Genomic DNA, 18,255 nt, shown 5'->3' with positions numbered 1-18,255 from the left:
TCGGATAATATATTTTGCTTCCTTGGTTTATCCATTGCCTAATGGAATTGTGATATTTTCCATAAATTGCGCCTTTACGCGCATCCTAAATGCCTAGTGTTTTTACCTAGGCCCGATTTCAGGATCGCTCTTTCTATTTGCTTTATGGCAGTCTCGTTTGTGATATCCCGCTTTGGTTCCGAAGTTCGTCCTACTCTTTTGCTTGCGCTGCCGCTCGTTTTGGGTCACGTTTCCACTGGTCTGATCGGCTTTGTACTTAACGTTATTGCTGGTCATCACTCTACCGTCACTCTAGCGGCATCGACTATCGGCACTGCATTGCTTTGGTTGCCGATGTTGGTACCCATGGGTACGTTGATTTCGTTAACGGTGTTGGTATCGCAATTGCATGGTGCTGAGCGTGAACGGGACATTGGGCCTTTGTTCCGCCAAGCGTTGTGGCTGGCCATGCTGTTGGGGTTGGTGATGTTCACTTTCCTCAGTGTGGTGCCAGCCTTGTTGCCGCTCTTTGGTATCGTCCCGGATATCGTTCCGGGTGCTGCTAAGTTTTTGCATGTAGTGCGTTGGGGGAGTTTGGCATTCCCTCTTTACTTCTGTATGCGTTATTTCTGTGAGGGAATGCACTGTACTTTTCCAACGATGCTTCTGGGTTTTGGTGGGTTGCTAGTGCTGGTGCCATTGAGTTATGCGTTGACATACGGTCGTTTTGGTTTTGCCGAGTATGGTGTTGAGGGCTTGGGGATCGCAACAGTGACGGTCATGTGGCTACAGGCGGTTGTATTTGCGTTGTACTTGTGGAGATCACGTCGCTTCGCCCATCTGCAGCTATTTGCGCATCTGGAATTGCCGTGCTGGGCACGTATCCGTGATCTGTTGAATATAGGATTACCCATCGGCATTAGTATTTTGATGGAGGGCGGATTATTTATTGTCACCACGTTGCTGATTGGTCGGTTTGGTACTGATGAAATTGCCGCGCATCAAATTGCCCTAAGTGTTGCTCAATTGTGCTTCATGATCCCGATGGGTGTAGCTGAGGCAACCACGGTGCGAATCGGCCATGCTGTGGGTCGTTGCGATCTTTTGGTGATGCGCCGTGTCGCTTGGGCTGGTTATGCAATCGTGATCGGGACGCAGACACTCTCAGCAAGTGTGCTTTTGCTCGGATATGACGTGATTGTAGCCGCTTATACGGATGATTTGGTGGTGGCGTCTCTGGCTTCTAAATTACTGTTGTTTGCGGCTATATTCCAGTTCCCGGATGGTCTCCAGATGCTTTCGTCCGGTGTATTACGTGGGATGAAGGACACCCGGGTGCCGATGCTGCTGGCGATGATCTCGTATTGGGGTTTAGGTATGCCGCTTGGTCTTGGCCTTGGTTTTGCCTTGGAATGGAATTCTCGCGGTATGTGGATCGGCTTAATCATTGGCTTGACTGCAGCTGCATTGTTGCTTGGTTGGCGATTTCGTGTGGTTAGCGAGCGCATGTTTGCCGGTATTCCCTAATTGTCAGTCACAGCGCGGTTATGCTGACACCCGCTGCGCTGATTCGCGTTCAAAATGATGTCAGTTTTTCAAGGAGCGTTTCATGAACCAGTCTGTGCCTAGAAATCCCATTGCCCGTTTCTTTATTGGCTTATGGGGAGCGATGAATTTTACCCGCCGCTTAATTCTCAATTTGGTGTTTTTCGGTTTCTTGTTTTTCTTGTTATTGATGATGTTAATTGGAATGACGCACGGCTTGAAAGGCAAGCAGCTCGACGATCGCACGACTCTATTGATTGCGCCGCAAGGCACATTGGTGGAACAGTTCAGTGCCGATCCGGCCAGTCGTGCATTAGCCAAAGCGACTGGTGATAAGAGTGGGCAGGAAGTTCAACTGCGTGATCTGATCCGTGTGATTGAGGCTGCGGCTAAGGATAAGAAGATTGAACGTGTTCTGCTGGATTTGGACAAGTTGCAGCCATCAGGGTATGCCTCATTGCGTGAGGTCGTTGCTGCGTTACAGAACCTCAAAGATTCAGGGAAACAGTTAGTTGCTTTCAGTGAAAGTATGACTCAGTCGCAGTATCTGCTTGCCGCACAGGCGGATGAGATTTATTTGGATCCAATGGGCAGTGTTTTGCTTGAGGGTTTGGCTCACTACCGTCAGTATTTCCGCAAGGGATTACAAGAAAAATTGGGTGTGGATGTTCATCTTTTCCGTGTCGGCGAATACAAATCCGCGGCTGAGCCTTTTGTTCTTGATGCGGCCTCAGCCGATGCCAAGGAGGCCGATTTGTTCTGGATGAACGATATATGGCAACGCTATTTGGCCGATATCGCTAAGGCACGTAAGCTCGATTCGGCGCACCTCAATACTATAGTCGAAAGACTGCCGCAGGATATTGCTGCTAATCATGGTGATTTGGCCAAGTATGCATTGGCGCAGAAACTGGTAGATGGCTTGAGAACTCGCGAGCAAGTGAACCAGTTAATGATCCAGCGTGGTGTTGCCGATAAAAAGGCCGATGGTGGTTTCCGTAATGTGGACTTCGGTACTTATTTAAGTTTGCTGGATGCACAGAGTGCGCTACTAGGCACGTCCTCGCAGATTGCCGTCGTTGTGGCAGCGGGTGAAATAAAAGGAGGTGATCAGCCTGCCGGTTATATTGGTGGTGAGTCGACCAGTATGCTTTTGCGTAAGGTGCGTGATGAAGACGCGGTCAAAGCGGTGGTGCTTCGTGTAAATTCTCCCGGTGGAGAAGTCTTCGCTTCTGAGCAGATTCGCCGTGAAGTCGTTGCACTGAGGAAGGTTGGCAAGCCGGTCGTGGTGTCGATGGGTGATATGGCTGCTTCCGGAGGGTATTGGATTAGCATGGATGCTGATCGCATTTATGCTGATCCATCGACGATCAGTGGTTCGATTGGTATCTTCGGCTTGGTACCCAATATCACTCGTACGCTTGATAAAGTGGGAGTGCACACGGATGGCGTGGGTACGACCCGTTTTGCAGGTGCACTTGATATCACTCGTGCGCTGGATCCGCAGGTGGGACAGATATTCCAGAATGTGATCGACAAAGGCTACGCAGATTTCACAACTAAGGTTGCGCAGGCGCGTCACCGCTCCGTGAAAGAGATTGACAGTATTGCTCGCGGTCGTGTATGGAGCGGCGCGCAGGCGAAAGAACGTGGTTTGGTCGATGAACTTGGGGGAGTGCGCGAGGCGATTACTGATGCTGCAAAGCGTGCCAAGCTTGGCGAGGGCCACTACAGTGTGCGTTATGTTGATAAGGCAGTCAGCCCATTTATGCAGTTCATCATCAACATGATGTCCACTCGGATTGGGAACTGGGCATTGGGAGATTCAGGCTTGGCTCGGGTGCTGCTCACCCGTATTTCTCCGGAAACAGAGGTGCAGTTGCGTTTTGTTGAAGATGCAGTGCGTGAGGCCAAAACGGGCATGCTTCCAGTCAAACCCTTGGTTTACTGTTTCTGTGGACTTTAGCTAGTTTGTGGCGCCCTATGGTGCGATTGTTTGATTCTGTTTGCTGTTTTTCGACCGGAATCTTCTTTTGTTTTTTAAGGAGTGGCGTGTAAGAGGCTGATTGTATTCAATGGCTTTGGTGCTATCTGGACAAGTCAAACCAGCAGAAAGTTTTGATATGCCATGAATTTCGCGGGCAAATGGCAGCTGGTGATGTTGTGGCAAGTGGCCTATAGCATGGGTTACGTCCGCAGACGGCAGCGGCAGTTGTGGTGTGAGTGCGATACAAACTGTTGTAATAATGGTTTGTATCGCCTTGTATTAGGAGGTTGTTTAAGCGTTGAGTAAGCGCTGTGAGCGACTGATCACAAATGATGCTACGGATGGCATTGCGTGATGAAGCGTTGCAATTGAGCATATGTCTTCGATTGATTTTTTAATCATTATGTCAGCTGTCAGCCTTGACCAGAATGTAGAGTGTCTTTGTCATTATCATTTCATTGTAGTGCTTCCGAAGAGTTTCCCTGACAATTGACAGCTAGCATTCTGGTGTTTTGGAGATGCATACGAGTATTAGGTAGTGTTGTTCTCTCCTTGCCTGATGAGTCAGGCGGGTATTACTCTGTTTTGTATGTCTTTACTTTTTTGACTGGCCAGTGGATCGTTTATTGTGTTCATTTATCGATCTATGCCTCATTCTGCTGCAGTTATGATTCACATATCTTTTGTGCAGCTTTGCTCATGTATAGACGAGATTTCTTAAAAAGCGTTACTGCTGCTTGGGTTGCGTTTGGTTTACCTAACCCTCTTGGGGGAGCGTTCGCTACCAACAGGGTGATTCCTTTGCGTCGCTTGGGTCAATCTCAGCGTTTTGACTATGAATGGTTAAAGGAGCGCGCTCGCGCCCTCGCTGCGACGCCTTATCATTCACGTAAACGTGTGTTGCCGACACCACTAGAGAGGCTAAGTTGGGATCAGTACCAATCAATTCGTTATCGCCAGGATCATGCATTGTGGGCTGATAGTGATGCTCATTTCCAAGTCAAGTTTTTCCACCTTGGTCTGTATTTCCATAGCCCGGTGCGGATGTACGAAGTGGTGGATGGTATGGCGCAGGAGTTAGCTTATGATCCCGCGGCTTTTGACTATGGTAGCAGTGGCTTAAATGGGAAGGGGTTGCCCAAGGATCTGGGTTTCGCAGGATTCCGATTGAATACTCGTAAGGATATTGATCGAGATTTTGCTGCCTTCCTAGGGGCAAGCTACTTTCGCGCTGTGGGACAGGAGGGACAGTACGGCCAGTCTGCGCGTGGGTTAGCGGTCAATACAGGGAGTAGCGGACCAGAAGAGTTCCCGGACTTTATCGCTTATTACCTTGAGCAGCCGACTGCGGATGCGGATACCGTCGTGATGTATGGACTTTTGGATTCGCCGAGTATTGCTGGCGCTTATCGTTTTTCCATCACTCACGCAGATGTCCTACGGATGGACATCGACAGCGCACTGTATCCGCGTGAAACCATTGAGCGACTCGGGATTGCTCCATGTACCAGTATGTACCAAGTGGGTGAGAATGATCGGCGCATGGGTTGGGATTGGCGTCCAGAGATTCATGACACGGATGGATTGTTTCTTTGGACAGGGAATGGTGAGTGGATTTGGCGGCCCCTATGTAATCCGCTACATCTACGCTTCAACATGTTTCTTGACAACAATCCACGCGGTTTTGGTCTTTTGCAGCGTGATCGTGATTTCGATCACTATCAAGACGATGGTGTGTTTTACGAGAAGCGTCCTTGCCTATGGGTTGAGCCTAAACATGGCTGGGGTGAGGGGTCTGTCCAGTTGGTGGAGATCCCAACATTCGATGAAACCTTCGATAACATCGTTGCCTTCTGGAATCCACGGAATAAACCTCACCCTGGTCAGGAACTACTGTTCGGGTATCGGTTGTATTGGGGGCTTTTCCGCCTGTATCTTCTTCGTTGGCGTATTGTGTGGCCACGCGTACAGGCTTAGGTGGTGTGGTTGGTCAGAAGCGTAAATACTTCTCGTGGCGGTTTGCTGTGGATTTTGTTGGTGGCAAATTGGCTGCCCTCGCCAGGGTTCATGATGTGAGTGTGGAACCAGTACTGCATATGACACGTGGTCGCCCTGAGATCGTCTCGGCACGACCATTGCATGAGATCCGTGGCTATCGTGTCATGTTCGACGTAGTGCCCTTGGAGGACAGTGCTCAACAGATTGACATCCGTTTGTACTTGCGTGATACCAATGGGGAGCCATTAACAGAAACGTGGCTCTATCAATGGGTACCACCGATATTGGAGGAGCGCAAGTATTAATCGGATGAAGATTGATTACGACAGTACGGTATGCCGAGAATGACTTGATTCCGTAACGTTGCGGGTGATGTCGAGAACTATCGCAATAGTTAATTGATTCTTATAGTGAGATTCAAACACAGATGTATTTTCTTGGCGGACTGTATCGAAATGAGTCTCCACATTGATAATGTACCGCCAAGTGCTCTAAATCGAGATTTACCTATGTTTTAGATGTGTTCAGTGTGCAACGGTTTTCGTTTCCATTGACGATTATTTTTCAACGTTCTGCTTGCTTTTATTTTGGTGACTGATGCGCTTCAATTTTTGATGTACTTCGAGTCTCTGGCATGTGCTGCACTTGATGCGTAGTCCAGTTTTGGTGTGTGTATAGATCAGTTGTGCTCGCAGTTCCGCTGATTTAATAACGCTGATCTTTATGAAATCTTGCTTGTGTTCCAGACTTGACTACGTGAATGAAATAGCTGTTCCTGCACACTCTCAATTAATACCGGGTAATCGTAGCGTAGGTAGCAGCATCTTGGCTTTCGTCGACTGAAAAATATGTAATTGTTCAGGTCGAGGATTTTTCTGATGTGTTCTAACCATCTGATATCAAGACAGACATGTAAGAAAGTGATTTTTGTTTTGCGGCCCTGACATGCATGGTTAACATGTTCAAAAGTATCTACGGGGGAGACAGCTCCTAGGCCTGTCATCGTACTTATAACGCATCATTGCAGCATAGCAATCCCTTGCTCGATTAGTAATCAATACCGATGCCGTGTCACAAGCAAATGGGCTTCCATATACTGATCGGTACAATACGTATCCGGAAAACGTTTTCCTTATGCACGGCCTCAATTCTCCTCAACGTGCTGCGGTCTTATACCGTGAAGGTCCTCTGCTGGTGCTTGCGGGTGCTGGCAGCGGCAAGACGCGTGTGATTGTGGAGAAGATTGCGTACTTGATCACCTCAGATTGTTATCCTGCTAAACGTATTGCAGCGATTACATTTACCAACAAGTCCGCGAAGGAAATGCGTGAACGTGTGGCGAAGCAGATCAAAAGTAGTCGTGCTGATGGATTGACGATCTGTACCTTTCATGCATTGGGACTGAAGTTTTTGCAGATTGAGCATGAGGCCGTTGGACTGAAGCCTGGCTTTTCGGTGTTCGATGCAGATGATGCTGATGCCCAGATCAATGACCTGTTGCATGGAGCCAAACAGGATGTGATTGATGATACGAAAAGACGGATATCCCGTGCTAAGAATGCTGGTTTGTCACCTGAACAAGCACTTGCTGCTGCACGTACCACGCGTGACATGGAGGTGGCAACGTTATATGCACGCTATCAAGCACGCCTGATAGCGTTCAACGCCGTTGATTTTGATGACTTGATTCGCCTGCCGGTACAGATCCTTGAAACGAGTGATCAGGTTGCGATTGCTTGGCGTGAACGGATTGGTTACTTGTTGGTCGACGAGTGTCAGGATACCAACGATGCACAATATCGATTACTAAAGGTGCTGGCCAGTCCGCGTGGCAACTTCACCTGTGTAGGGGATGATGATCAGAGTATCTATGCTTGGCGAGGTGCTAATGCTGAGAACTTAATGCAACTGGAGAGAGATTACCCACAATTGAAAGTCATCAAGTTGGAACAGAACTACCGTTGTCCTAACCGTGTGCTGCGTGCTGCCAATGCGTTGATTGCACATAACCCACATGCGCATCTGAAGACGTTGTGGAGTGACCAGAAAGACGGTGAGCGCATCCGTATTTGGGAGTGCCGAGACAGCGAACATGAGGCTGAAAAGATCGCAGCGGAAATCTCTTATTTGGGGGATGCCAAGCAGGTACCGTGGAGTGATTTCTGCATCTTGTTCCGAGGTAACTTTCAATCGCGTCCGCTGGAAAAGGCACTGCAATTATTGCGTATCCCTTACCACTTGACGGGTGGTACCGCGTTTCTGGAACGTCAAGAAGTGAAGAACCTGTTGTCTTGGCTACGATTGTTGGTTAACCCTGATGACGACGCCGCATTTCTCCGTGCAGTGCAGTCACCCAAGCGTGAGGTTGGTTCCACCTCATTGGCTAAATTGGCTGAACTTGCGGCGACAAAGCAAATGCCGATGTCGCGTGCTGCTGAGTCGCTGGGCGCGTTGCAACAATTACCGGCGCGCGCAGCCAGTGGCCTGAATAAATTCACTGATATCTTGCGTGAGTTGCGCCAGCAAGTATCACGTGTGTCGGCGGCTGAGTTAGTGCGGCGCCTTGCTGAAGTTTCTGGTTTACTTACCGAATTGCGTGAGCAGTCCAATGATGAAGCGAGTTACCAACGGCGTAAGCGTAATGTAGAGGAACTGGCCGAATGGTTTGAAGGCGACCCTTTCGGTGCCAGTGTTGGCGATCTTGTTTCTCAGCTAGCATTGCTATCACGAAATGATAAGGACGATGGTGGTAACCAGGTGCGCATGATGACACTGCACGCTTCCAAAGGATTGGAGTTTCGTTATGTGTTCATCGCTGGTTGCGAAGATGGCGTGCTACCGCATGAAGTCAGCTTGGAAGAAGGCAATGTGCAAGAGGAGCGGCGCCTATTATATGTTGGTATCACCCGAGCCAAAGAGCAGTTGTGGATGAGCTATAGCAAATGTGCGCGCCGCTTCGGTGAACGTGTGCGGTTTAAGCCCAGTCGCTTTTTCGATGAACTGCCAGCTGAGGAATTACAGTGCGATGGTGCTGATCCTGCGGTTGATGCCGAACGTAAACAGGAGCGTGCTAAGGCTGGTTTGGCAGCAATTCAGGCGCTATTGGACTGAGTGATTCCGTGTATTCGACTTTAGCTGGCCTGGACAGATTTAGATGTCACTTGAGCTGCAAGCAGAATGCAATAGTGATTGTTCGCTGTGGTATCTATTCCATTTACCTTGGAAGACCCCAAAGGCTATCCCATACCTATATCAAATGGTCACAGTGCTATCCATAGGTCTATTCATGATTATTTTGATTTTGCTTTCATCATATGTGCTATCGGGTATCTTTAGTAACCTTTCCCTGGAGTATGCTTGCATGAAGCAATCTAAAATCCGCTCAGTCCTACAGAGCATTGCTCTGCTTGTATTGGCGGGTACCGCTGCAGCCGAACCTAAACTAGAGAAAATCACTCATGGTAGGTTCGAGCAGATCCCGGTCCTGCGTCCGGATGGTGAACCACAGCGCGTGGTGATCTGGTTCAGTGGTGCTGGGCATGTTGACCAGCGTACCCGTCAGGCGGAATTATTAAGGCAGGACGGGGCAATGGTTGCACTGGTTGATACGACCCATCTGTATAAAGTGCTCGCTGCTGATTCTAATCACTGTACATTTTCTGTCGGCGATGTCGAGAATCTGTCGCGTTATCTGCAAGCTTACTATCGAGATAAAACATATCGGCTTCCATTATTAGTCGGTGATGGCGATGGCTCGGGGCTAGTCTATGCGGTTGCTGCGCAGGCACCTGAAAATATACTTGCTGGTGTGGTGACCGATGGATTGTGTCCTGTAGTGGTGCCTACGCATGCGGTTTGTGGGGCTGGTGTGGCGAGTGATCAGCATCTCAAGCCGGCGCCAGTTGCCGCTCCTTTACTTGTCATGACGGTCTCATCTGCGCATTGTCCAGTGCAATTGACCAGCGAATTCGTCCGTAAGGTCGCACTTGGGCGTGAAATCAGACTTGCAGCAAGTGCTGATCTACTGCCCCGCTTACGGGCAGTGCTACGCGTGTTAGGCGCACAAAAAGGTGTGAGTTTGCCCCCACCGCCTGCTGATCTGGATGGACTACCAGTGGTGGAGGTGCCGAGTAAAGCACAAAAGAAAAGTGACACCTTTGCAATCTTTGTTTCTGGCGACGGAGGTTGGGCCGAAATCGACAAGAAGGTGGCAGGACATCTGGCCGATGCTGATATTCCTGTAGTGGGTTTGGATTCACTGCGGTACTTCTGGAGCGAACGTACCCCGCAAGGCTTTGCCAAAGATCTGGACCGCATTGCACGCTTTTATGCTCACCACTGGAAGCGTAGCCGTTTGTTGCTGGTCGGATTCTCTCAAGGTGCAGACGTGCTGCCTGCAGCGATTAATAAGCTTTCCCCCAACACCCGCCCAATTATCCGTATGACTGCACTATTGTCGTTAGGAAAATATGCGCAATACGAATTTCATGTCAGCAACTGGATATCAACAGACGACGAGGGTATACCGATTGCAGCAGACATGGTCAAATTGAGCTCCACAAGAACAGTGTGTATCTATGGCGTAGATGATCAAGAAACACTGTGTCCATCATTACCACAACAGAATCGTCGCGTTGCCTTACCGGGCACACATCACTTTAATGGTGATTATGAAACTGTCGCCAAAACTATTTTGGCGCAGATGGAAACTGCACCTTGATCTTGTTGATTACAGTTGCTCATTCATCTGTTTTGTGACATTACCCCAGGTACACAGCTAAGCATATTTATCCGCAGATGTTTAGCTTGGACATCTGATTAGAAATCATGTGTGGGGCCGTAACAATCATTGCTATCCTGGGGACTGGTATTGGATTTCTTGCTAATCAGCATGAATGAAGTCGGTTGCTTCGATTATTAGGTTTCCCTTGTGGTGGGTTCATTAATTACAAGATAGATTGATGACCCACATTACATATCTGTATTGTGGCTATTAGTAGACTGATTTTCTTAATGTTTAGATCAATCATCCTACTGTTTATTTGTTTCTGTGTAACTTGTTATTTGAATGATGCCTAGACCTCTTTTGGTTCTAGCTACTTTGACTTTATTAAATTCATAGAGTGTGACAAGGATTGGGGTATTATTTGAATTTTAAATCATTCAGCGATGTGAGAAGATATATTGAGAACATTTGATACATATATAGAAAATATATAGCTATCTCTGCTGGTTGATTGTGTGATTTTTTCTGGTTATTTTTGACATCGGAATTCATCAATATCATGAAGACATATCGAATAATGCGTCATTTAAAAGTATATTTTATAATCTAGATTATAATTCTTATGCGTTGATTATATTTAGAAATGGAGGGTTTTATTTTTAGTGGTAGTATGGATGGCTGATTTTATAGAAATTATTCATGTTAAATTTTAGGGTATTATATGGCATTTAATTGATTGGGATACATAAAGGTATACCTTGATGTTACTTGGTTATATCGAATCAGTGCGTATTTTTTATGGATTTTTTTAGAAGTAATATGTCATTTAAGCTCATGTTTATTTTATAGAGTCTGCGGCATTTTTTTCTAATTTCTAATTTTGAGACTCATTTCTCTTCTTTCATGTGTTTTTTTAGAGAAAGATGTTGGTCGTGATGCTTGCATAATGTATGAAGTGTGAGAATATAATTATTTTAATGATGTGGCGCGTTTATGCTTTAGTGAGTTTAGGCGTTTTTTTGAATGGTGTAGGATTTCTTAAATTAATTTTAAATAAAGTCACTTAAAGAGTCTAAGGTAATGAATACTCAAAAAAAAGCTCTATCATTGTATCTGCGTCATTTCTTACTGATCATTACTTTTTTGGTGTCGTTGCAGGCTGTCGCTGCAGAAAAAAAGAATGATGTAGTGAGTAATCAGAAAGATGCATTTGAATCCCTTTTATTCTCAGAGCCTCCATCTCTAAAGGGTACTCTTAGAGAGATACTTGCAAATCATTTTGGTGTAGAAAAGTCGCTAAGTAATCGTAACGACGTTTATTATGTGTTAAATGTTGGATATGTTGATGGTAAACTTTATGATCCCTCATCAAACAGCTTCCAGAAGGTCCATTTACGCGGATATACTGGTCAAGATGCCAATAATAAACGTGTCACCCAAGTTAATCAGTTTGTCGCCCCTCAAATCGAGGCCCACCCTGGTGATACGGTCCGTATTTTATTAAAGAACAGATTACCTCCTGATGCGAGTTGTCTGAATAACCATGGAATGCAACAGCAAGTGACAGCCAATAAATTGGCCGATAAACCTCATTGTTTCAATGGAACTAATTTGCATTCTCATGGGTTGTGGATCAGTCCGACAGGAAATAGTGATAATGTCCTTCTGTCAATCAATCCAGGAGTTAGCTTCGAATATCAGTATGATCTTTCTAATGATATTCCAGAGGGCACTTATTGGTACCACTCACATCGCCATGGCTCTACTGCTTTGCAAGTGTCTAGCGGTATGGCCGGTGCTTTTATTATACGCGGTAATCGTAAGCCAACGCCGACCTCAAATGGAGATTTAAGTACCTTATTAATGGATCCAGAGACAGGGCAATCTTACAAAGAACATACGGTGCTTTTCCAACAAATTGCTTACGCTTGTTTAGGTAATGATGGAAAGTTAAAACGTAAAAAGGATGGGACAATTAACTGGAGCTGTAATCCAGGAGAAACCGGCGTCATTGAGTCTTATGATCAGTTTGGGCCGGGTACATGGCCTGCTTCCGGTCGGTGGACAAGTATCAACGGCATCGTACTACCAACGTTTAAATCACAAGTTGGTGAAGTGGAGCGTTGGAGATTGATTCATGCAGGTGTGCGTGAAACAATTAATATGACATTTCGAAAAATCAACCCTAATATTAACTTGAATGAATTACATAAGCGTGCTTATACAGGTCATTTAAAGAGAGAGGATGCGGGACGTTTAGTCCAGGAGCTTTGCTCTGGAGAAGCTATTCCTTTCCAGATCGTAGCAGCCGATGGATTGACAATGAGTCATACTATCAATACTCAGAAAGTGACTCTTCAACCTGGATATCGTTATGATTTACTAACGGTATTTCCTTCCTCAGGTGGATATTGCATTATACAACCACAACAATCCAAAGCTGGTAGTATAAATAGCGAATCCTCACCTCAGAGTTTACTTGGCTTTGTGTCTGTCTCTGGAAAAGATAATATCTCTACAAACGCAATCACCTCAGTGCTTGTTAATAAGTTAATAAAGTCAGCTGAGAAATTTATGCCAGAGAATGTTCGTGAAGAAGTGATTAAAGATATCGCGCATGCTGAAGGCAAGGATAATCATCATGAAATCCTCCTGAGAAAGTTTACGCCACATCCTATCGATATTGCGGATAATGAAGTTCAAGGCCAGTCGAAACAAAAACTATTATTCTTTGTAGGTCAAGACTCGGATAAAAATAATGTATTTGTCTTGAGCCATGATTTCTCGGTTAAGAACGTGAATGGTGTCTATATGCCAAGCAAGCCATTCATCTATAATCCTAATAAGGTTGGTTTGAATCTGCCTCTAGGTAAGGCGCAAGAGTGGGAGTTGCGTTCTTATAGTGTTAGCCATCCTTTCCATATACATGTTAATCCTTTCCAGATTGTGGCTATTTATGATCCACAAGGTAAGGATGTCAGTGCGCCTGGTGTTGTAGAGGCTGATGGTGATACTCAATTTTCAGGTTTAAAAGGGCAATGGAAAGACACTATCCTTGTGAAAACAAATTTATTACCGGGTGATTTGAAGAATAACCCTAAAAATTTCTATCGATTTATAATTCGAACTCGGTATCAACGATATATAGGAGAATTTGTTTTACACTGCCATATTCTTGATCATGAAGATCAGGGTATGATGGAGAAAATTGCTGTCTCACTGCAGGATAATGTAGATTTACATTAGAATATTAATTTAAAGATCTCTGGTTATAGATTTTATTATCATTTTTTAACTCACCTGAACCCTCGTATGTTTCAGGTGAGTTTTAAATGTTTTGCATGTGATGGCATCGCCTGCGATTTAAAAGTAGGTGGGAAAGGTGCTTTATTGGTGCGTTGATTTTTTTATTTTTATAGAAAGAAAATAATCACGATGTAACGGTGTTTAAAGCCCCATGTTAATACATGATCTGCAAGCGATGGGTGCCCGTATGGTAACGGTATTTGTTGATCAAGCCATTTAGCGCTTCGTAATATAACTGCAAGTCACCGGTAATGAGAATTAGGTGAATAAATCCGATGAGTATGACATCGGGTATCTTGTATTTTGGAGTGGGTATGGTGATAGCCATTAAGTCTATAAAACAGGTGATCTTGTGTTTATTCTTATTGTGAGGTCATCGTGTCGTTGTGTGTTCAAGGTTCGCCACACGTATGCATTGCTTGTATGACGGAGAGGCGCAGGTCGTTCGAGTCAAGCACGTTTGTGTTGGTGGCCTGCATTGATGCGCTCCATGAGTACGTGTAATGGGCGATTGGGTGGTCCGAGTAGCTTAAATAACAGCAACGCGCCACCTTGCTGTGCGTTGTGGGCTTGTCCGATATTAAAAATGGGAATGGCTGTATTGTTGTGTATTACCTTATGCCGTGTGGAGCTTATGTCCTATCTATCACGGAATGTGTTGATAGCTGGATCGCTAATATGAGCATCAAAAATGACTGCAATGACAGTAGGACGATGGGAAATTGCTTTCAAAGTTTCCAAAGTAGGGCAATTACATGTTGAATATTCTTATCAAGTCTCATGCTTACCTATAGACATGTATTAAAAGGCGTTTGCTTTAAGCCAGGTTGAGTGATTTCAGGCGAGGGAGCTTCAAGTACTTTATTTTTCAGATGAAATATTTTGTTGGATATTATTTGCTGCAGATCACTCAAGCACAGTCGCGGTTGCCATTGATCTCATTGTTCTTCCATAATTTTTAGTCTATTTCTTGTGCAGGGAATTGTAGGCAGAGTGTGTATTCATTGGTGCAACACTGTGCTACAGGGAGGGGAGTGTCTGTTTGGCTATCAGGTGGTGCCAGTGCTACGTCAGGACGCAGTTTCAATAGCGCTGCCCAGTCGCCTCGGTTGGAATTACAGTTATTTTCTTGCGCTGGGGTGCATTCCTGATCCTGATTCGGTTGTAGTCGTGACAGTTGCAGCCGTCCTTTGCGATCCAACGGCAGTTTGCGCATCATCACCGTATTGGACACGTTGCCGCCAATCATGTGGAGCGTGCGATCGCCGTTGACGTTTGCAGCGACCACAATATCGCAGTGACTGAGCCAATCCTCGGTTCTACCAGCGTCTAGCGCGGCACGTAAGCCGGCATAGCCGACGGGCGGACGTCCGCGTATCCGGCATAGCAGGTCTCCGGCTTTTGGCTTCTCAATGCCTGGGTCGGTGAAACGGTATGGCGAGGAAGCATCAAGATAACTGGCGCGAATGTAGGTGATGTGAGATGGTGAGACGCTGAACCCAGCGAGACCAACGCGAGTCATGACCCAGGATATAAACGCTGCTGACCAGGGGGTGTCAAGCAGGAATGCGCGGCAATCGTTGGCAGTGTTGCGGCTGTTGTCTAGCGCGGCACAGCTAGAGGATCCTGGCGCGCTGCCCGTCATCGCTAGGGTGCTGCTCTCACGCCAGTAAAGCGCTACTTGTTGCCAAGCAATGGATTTTTGATCGGCGAGCGTGTCGCTTTCAGATTCTGTGATGCCAAGCTTGGCGATGCGTCCGTGACGATTGATGAATGATTGTCCCCATAGTCGATGTTCCTCACAGGCAGTGCGTACGATGGCTTGTGCTGCAGCAGAAGAGCCGTTAACCGGCGGCAATTCGCAGACTTCGACCGCCAGGGCTTGGGAAGTGCCTAGCCAGAACACGATGAGTATCGGCATTAGATGCATCAACGTGGAGACAGGTATCGATCCTCTTGGATGGATGAGACGCAAACAGATTGACTGAATCATTTTGTGATTATCTTTGATCTCGTTGATGGTCTCAGTTGCTTTGAATACCAATGGGCATTGGTGTTTCGACCACAACGGAGCCAACGATATTGCGATGGCCGTAAGTTATCGTAGCGTTACAGCGCATTTGTGTAATGCCATTGACGTTCCTTTTTTGGTTCCGTGTGTGGGGAATGGGCCGGGTAACGCGCTACATTCAATTTCACAGGCTGGGTATGCTTGGGCGTTGGTCAATATCCTGCCGCAATTAGTTTCCAGTCATTTGTGAGGTTATTTCTTTGGGGAGATTTCAATCACCAGCCGAGCCAATTGCTGTACATGGGGGCTTTACGATTGTGATCGTGGTGACGGCGGATACTGATTTTTGAAGGCATTCTTAGTGAATGTAGATTCGATCTAGATCAACGTGTGCCTGCTGCCGTCAATATCGTATTGCCTGACATCTTTCTCGTTTGGATGTCTGTGTTGGTTGACTCATGTTTAAGCTGAATGAGTGGGAGGAGTGCCGGATGAAGAGGGAGGTGCGACGGTTTCTTCAAAGCTATCCATCCGCAGTGAGAGTGTTTTAATTGTCGTGATGGAGGTGCTTTATTTATCCGGGAAGTTGGCGATCTGTATCGTAGCGATAGCTTCCTCGGGCAATAAGACGGGGATACTGTCTTCAATTCGGAACACTTGTTTGCGATCACGAGTGATCAGCGCTTCATGTAATGACTGATTTTGAATGCTGCCGTCGGCGCGTTGCACAGTGCCACTAACGATCGCCTTGTTCAGGGCTTCCAGCCCTTTACTCTCAAGTAAGGACAGCGGTTGGCGGGTATCTGGGGAGCACAGCAAATGAAGTAATTTGCGATCCATAATGAATGTCTGATCTTAACCGGGAAGATGGCTAGAATACGCGTTTGCGATAGGTTAGGGCCATGATCTCCAATCAATCCCCCCCGCTGGTCGGTATTGTCATGGGTTCCTCTTCGGATTGGGGGGCGATGCAGCACGCCGCACAAAAGCTCGATGCTCTCAGCGTCGCGTATGAAGTGAAGGTCGTTTCGGCGCATCGTACTCCGGATAAATTGTTTGCTTATGCTGAGCAGGCTGAAGGACGTGGTTTGCGTGCCATCATTGCCGGGGCCGGTGGCGCAGCGCACCTTCCAGGTATGTTGGCTGCTAAGACGATAGTTCCAGTGTTGGGGGTGCCAATGCAGTCCAGGGCTCTGAATGGTTTGGATTCGCTGTTATCAATCGTACAGATGCCGGCGGGTATTCCAGTAGCCACATTCGCGATTGGGGAAGCTGGTGCAGTCAATGCCGCCCTGTTTGCCGCCGCGCTGTTGGTACCCGAAAATCCAGCAATGCGTCGGATGCTGACTGAGTTCCGCCAACGTCAGACGGATCAGGTGAATGCTGCGGACGATCCACGCCAATGAAGACCCTCGGTATTCTTGGCGGTGGGCAACTGGCCCGTATGCTGGCGTTGGCTGCACCCCCATTGGGCGTGCGGGTGTGTACCTTTGATCAAACTGTTGACGCTTGTGCTGGGCAGATGACGCCGCTCTGGGTTGGTTGTTTTGATGATGTGGCTGCGTTGCGTGACTTTGTCACCCGGGTGGATGTCATCACTTTCGACTCTGAGAACCTGCCGGTTGCTAGTGTGCAAGTACTGAAAGAACACGTCCCGGTGTATCCGAATCCAGAGGCGCTTGCAGTGGCCCAGGACAGGCTGAGTGAAAAAACCTTGTTTCGTGACTTGGGGATTCCGGTGCCCGACTTCGTTGCTGTCGACAATCGGGCTGCTTTGGATGTGGCAATCGTCAAGGTGGGGACACCTTGTATCCTCAAGACGCGTCGGTTTGGTTACGATGGCAAAGGCCAATTCCGCATCAAGACGTTGACTGATGCGGATGCGGCTTGGGCCATGCTCGGTGAGCAAGCCGGAATAACCGGGTTGATTTTGGAAGCCTTTGTGCCATTCCAGCGTGAGATGAGCATCCTTGCTGTGCGCGGTTGTAACGGTCAGTTTCGTTCTTGGCCGTTGACAGAGAATTGGCATGTTGCTGGCGTTCTTTCTGTCAGTTTGGCTCCAATGGCCGTTGATCCCACGCTGCAGGCTGCGGCTGAAGCCTATGCGCGTTTATTGGCTGAGCGATTGGACTATGTGGGCGTGTTCGCACTAGAGCTGTTCGTCCACGATGGTCGATTACTTGCCAACGAGATGGCACCACGCGTACATAACTCCGGACATTGGACGATTGAAGGGGCCGAAACGTCCCAGTTTGAAAATCACCTGCGTGCTGTATTTGGCTTACCGCTCGGTAGCACTGCGATGCGTGGTTATGCCTGCATGGTCAATTGCTTAGGTGTCATGCCTGATCAACAGGCATTACTTGCCCTGTCAGGCCTACATTGGCACGACTATGGCAAGCAGCCACGCCAAGGGCGCAAGGTCGGTCATGCCACACTACGTGCGGATCAACCTGCGGATTTAATGGCTTCTCTAGAGCAGGTCGGCGCAGTACTTGGGGATCAAGAGCGCGTGGCTGTGGTGCTGGAGCGTTTGTCCGAGGAGGTGTCACGGAGGGATGCCGTTGCGGCGTCTTCTTCTGTCTGAGCTGATGTCAGCGATGGGCGAAAGCCTGGGCGTCCTCTCGAATGGCTGCGTGAATGCCTGAAGTCTGTGTCAATGGAGGATAGCGTCTGTGCTCGGTGCAGGTGTGTCACTGTCAC

The 18,255-nt window shown here is 47.4% G+C and carries 9 protein-coding genes and 1 pseudogene; 8 read left to right on the top strand and 2 right to left on the bottom strand.

Going from position 1 to position 18,255, the window contains the following annotated elements:
- Window positions 1-144 precede the first annotated feature (144 nt).
- The 6 genes and pseudogenes from F7G16_RS11195 to F7G16_RS11170 all read left to right on the top strand — a co-directional run bounded on the left by F7G16_RS11195 (window position 145) and on the right by F7G16_RS11170 (window position 13,481).
- Window positions 145-1,506 carry an MATE family efflux transporter gene (locus tag F7G16_RS11195; RefSeq protein WP_004087427.1) on the top strand — a complete coding sequence of 454 codons (1,362 nt, stop codon included), beginning with the start codon at window positions 145-147 and terminating at the stop codon, window positions 1,504-1,506.
- A gap of 82 nt (window positions 1,507-1,588) precedes the next feature.
- Window positions 1,589-3,490 (top strand): signal peptide peptidase SppA, encoded by a 1,902-nt coding sequence (sppA, locus tag F7G16_RS11190; RefSeq protein WP_004087426.1) that lies wholly within the window; start codon window positions 1,589-1,591, stop codon window positions 3,488-3,490.
- Between the two features lie 720 nt (window positions 3,491-4,210).
- Window positions 4,211-5,814: pseudogene (locus F7G16_RS11185) on the top strand (OpgD/OpgG family glucan biosynthesis protein).
- An 829-nt stretch (window positions 5,815-6,643) separates the two neighbouring features.
- On the top strand, window positions 6,644-8,620 hold the full coding sequence (rep, locus tag F7G16_RS11180) for a DNA helicase Rep (RefSeq protein ID WP_004087422.1): 1,977 nt from the start codon (window positions 6,644-6,646) through the stop codon (window positions 8,618-8,620).
- A gap of 250 nt (window positions 8,621-8,870) precedes the next feature.
- Window positions 8,871-10,229 carry a virulence factor gene (locus F7G16_RS11175; protein ID WP_011098339.1) on the top strand — a complete coding sequence of 453 codons (1,359 nt, stop codon included), beginning with the start codon at window positions 8,871-8,873 and terminating at the stop codon, window positions 10,227-10,229.
- Window positions 10,230-11,315: 1,086 nt separating this feature from the next.
- Window positions 11,316-13,481: a multicopper oxidase family protein gene (locus F7G16_RS11170; protein ID WP_004087420.1), complete on the top strand. Its 2,166-nt coding sequence runs from the start codon at window positions 11,316-11,318 to the stop codon at window positions 13,479-13,481.
- Between the two features lie 1,018 nt (window positions 13,482-14,499).
- Here F7G16_RS11170 and F7G16_RS11165 read toward each other — a convergent pair.
- Both F7G16_RS11165 and F7G16_RS11155 read right to left on the bottom strand, forming a co-directional pair.
- A complete protein-coding gene (locus F7G16_RS11165; RefSeq protein ID WP_004087419.1) occupies window positions 14,500-15,471 on the bottom strand; it encodes a DUF2272 domain-containing protein in 972 nt (323 codons plus the stop codon).
- A 651-nt stretch (window positions 15,472-16,122) separates the two neighbouring features.
- A complete protein-coding gene (locus tag F7G16_RS11155) occupies window positions 16,123-16,392 on the bottom strand; it encodes a Trm112 family protein (RefSeq protein ID WP_004084759.1) in 270 nt (89 codons plus the stop codon).
- 62 nt (window positions 16,393-16,454) lie between these two features.
- On the opposite strand from F7G16_RS11155, the gene purE reads away from it, so the two are divergent.
- A complete protein-coding gene (purE, locus tag F7G16_RS11150; protein ID WP_011098337.1) occupies window positions 16,455-16,958 on the top strand; it encodes a 5-(carboxyamino)imidazole ribonucleotide mutase in 504 nt (167 codons plus the stop codon).
- Window positions 16,955-18,139, top strand: coding sequence for a 5-(carboxyamino)imidazole ribonucleotide synthase (locus F7G16_RS11145; RefSeq protein WP_004087416.1), 1,185 nt, complete (start codon window positions 16,955-16,957; stop codon window positions 18,137-18,139). Before purE ends, F7G16_RS11145 begins: the two co-directional genes overlap by 4 nt.
- Window positions 18,140-18,255: the final 116 nt, after the last annotated feature.

This window comes from Xylella fastidiosa (genome assembly GCF_011801475.1).
Lineage (GTDB): Bacteria > Pseudomonadota > Gammaproteobacteria > Xanthomonadales > Xanthomonadaceae > Xylella > Xylella fastidiosa.
Note: the sequence above shows the minus strand (reverse complement) of the source record. Positions and strands in the feature narration are given on the sequence as shown.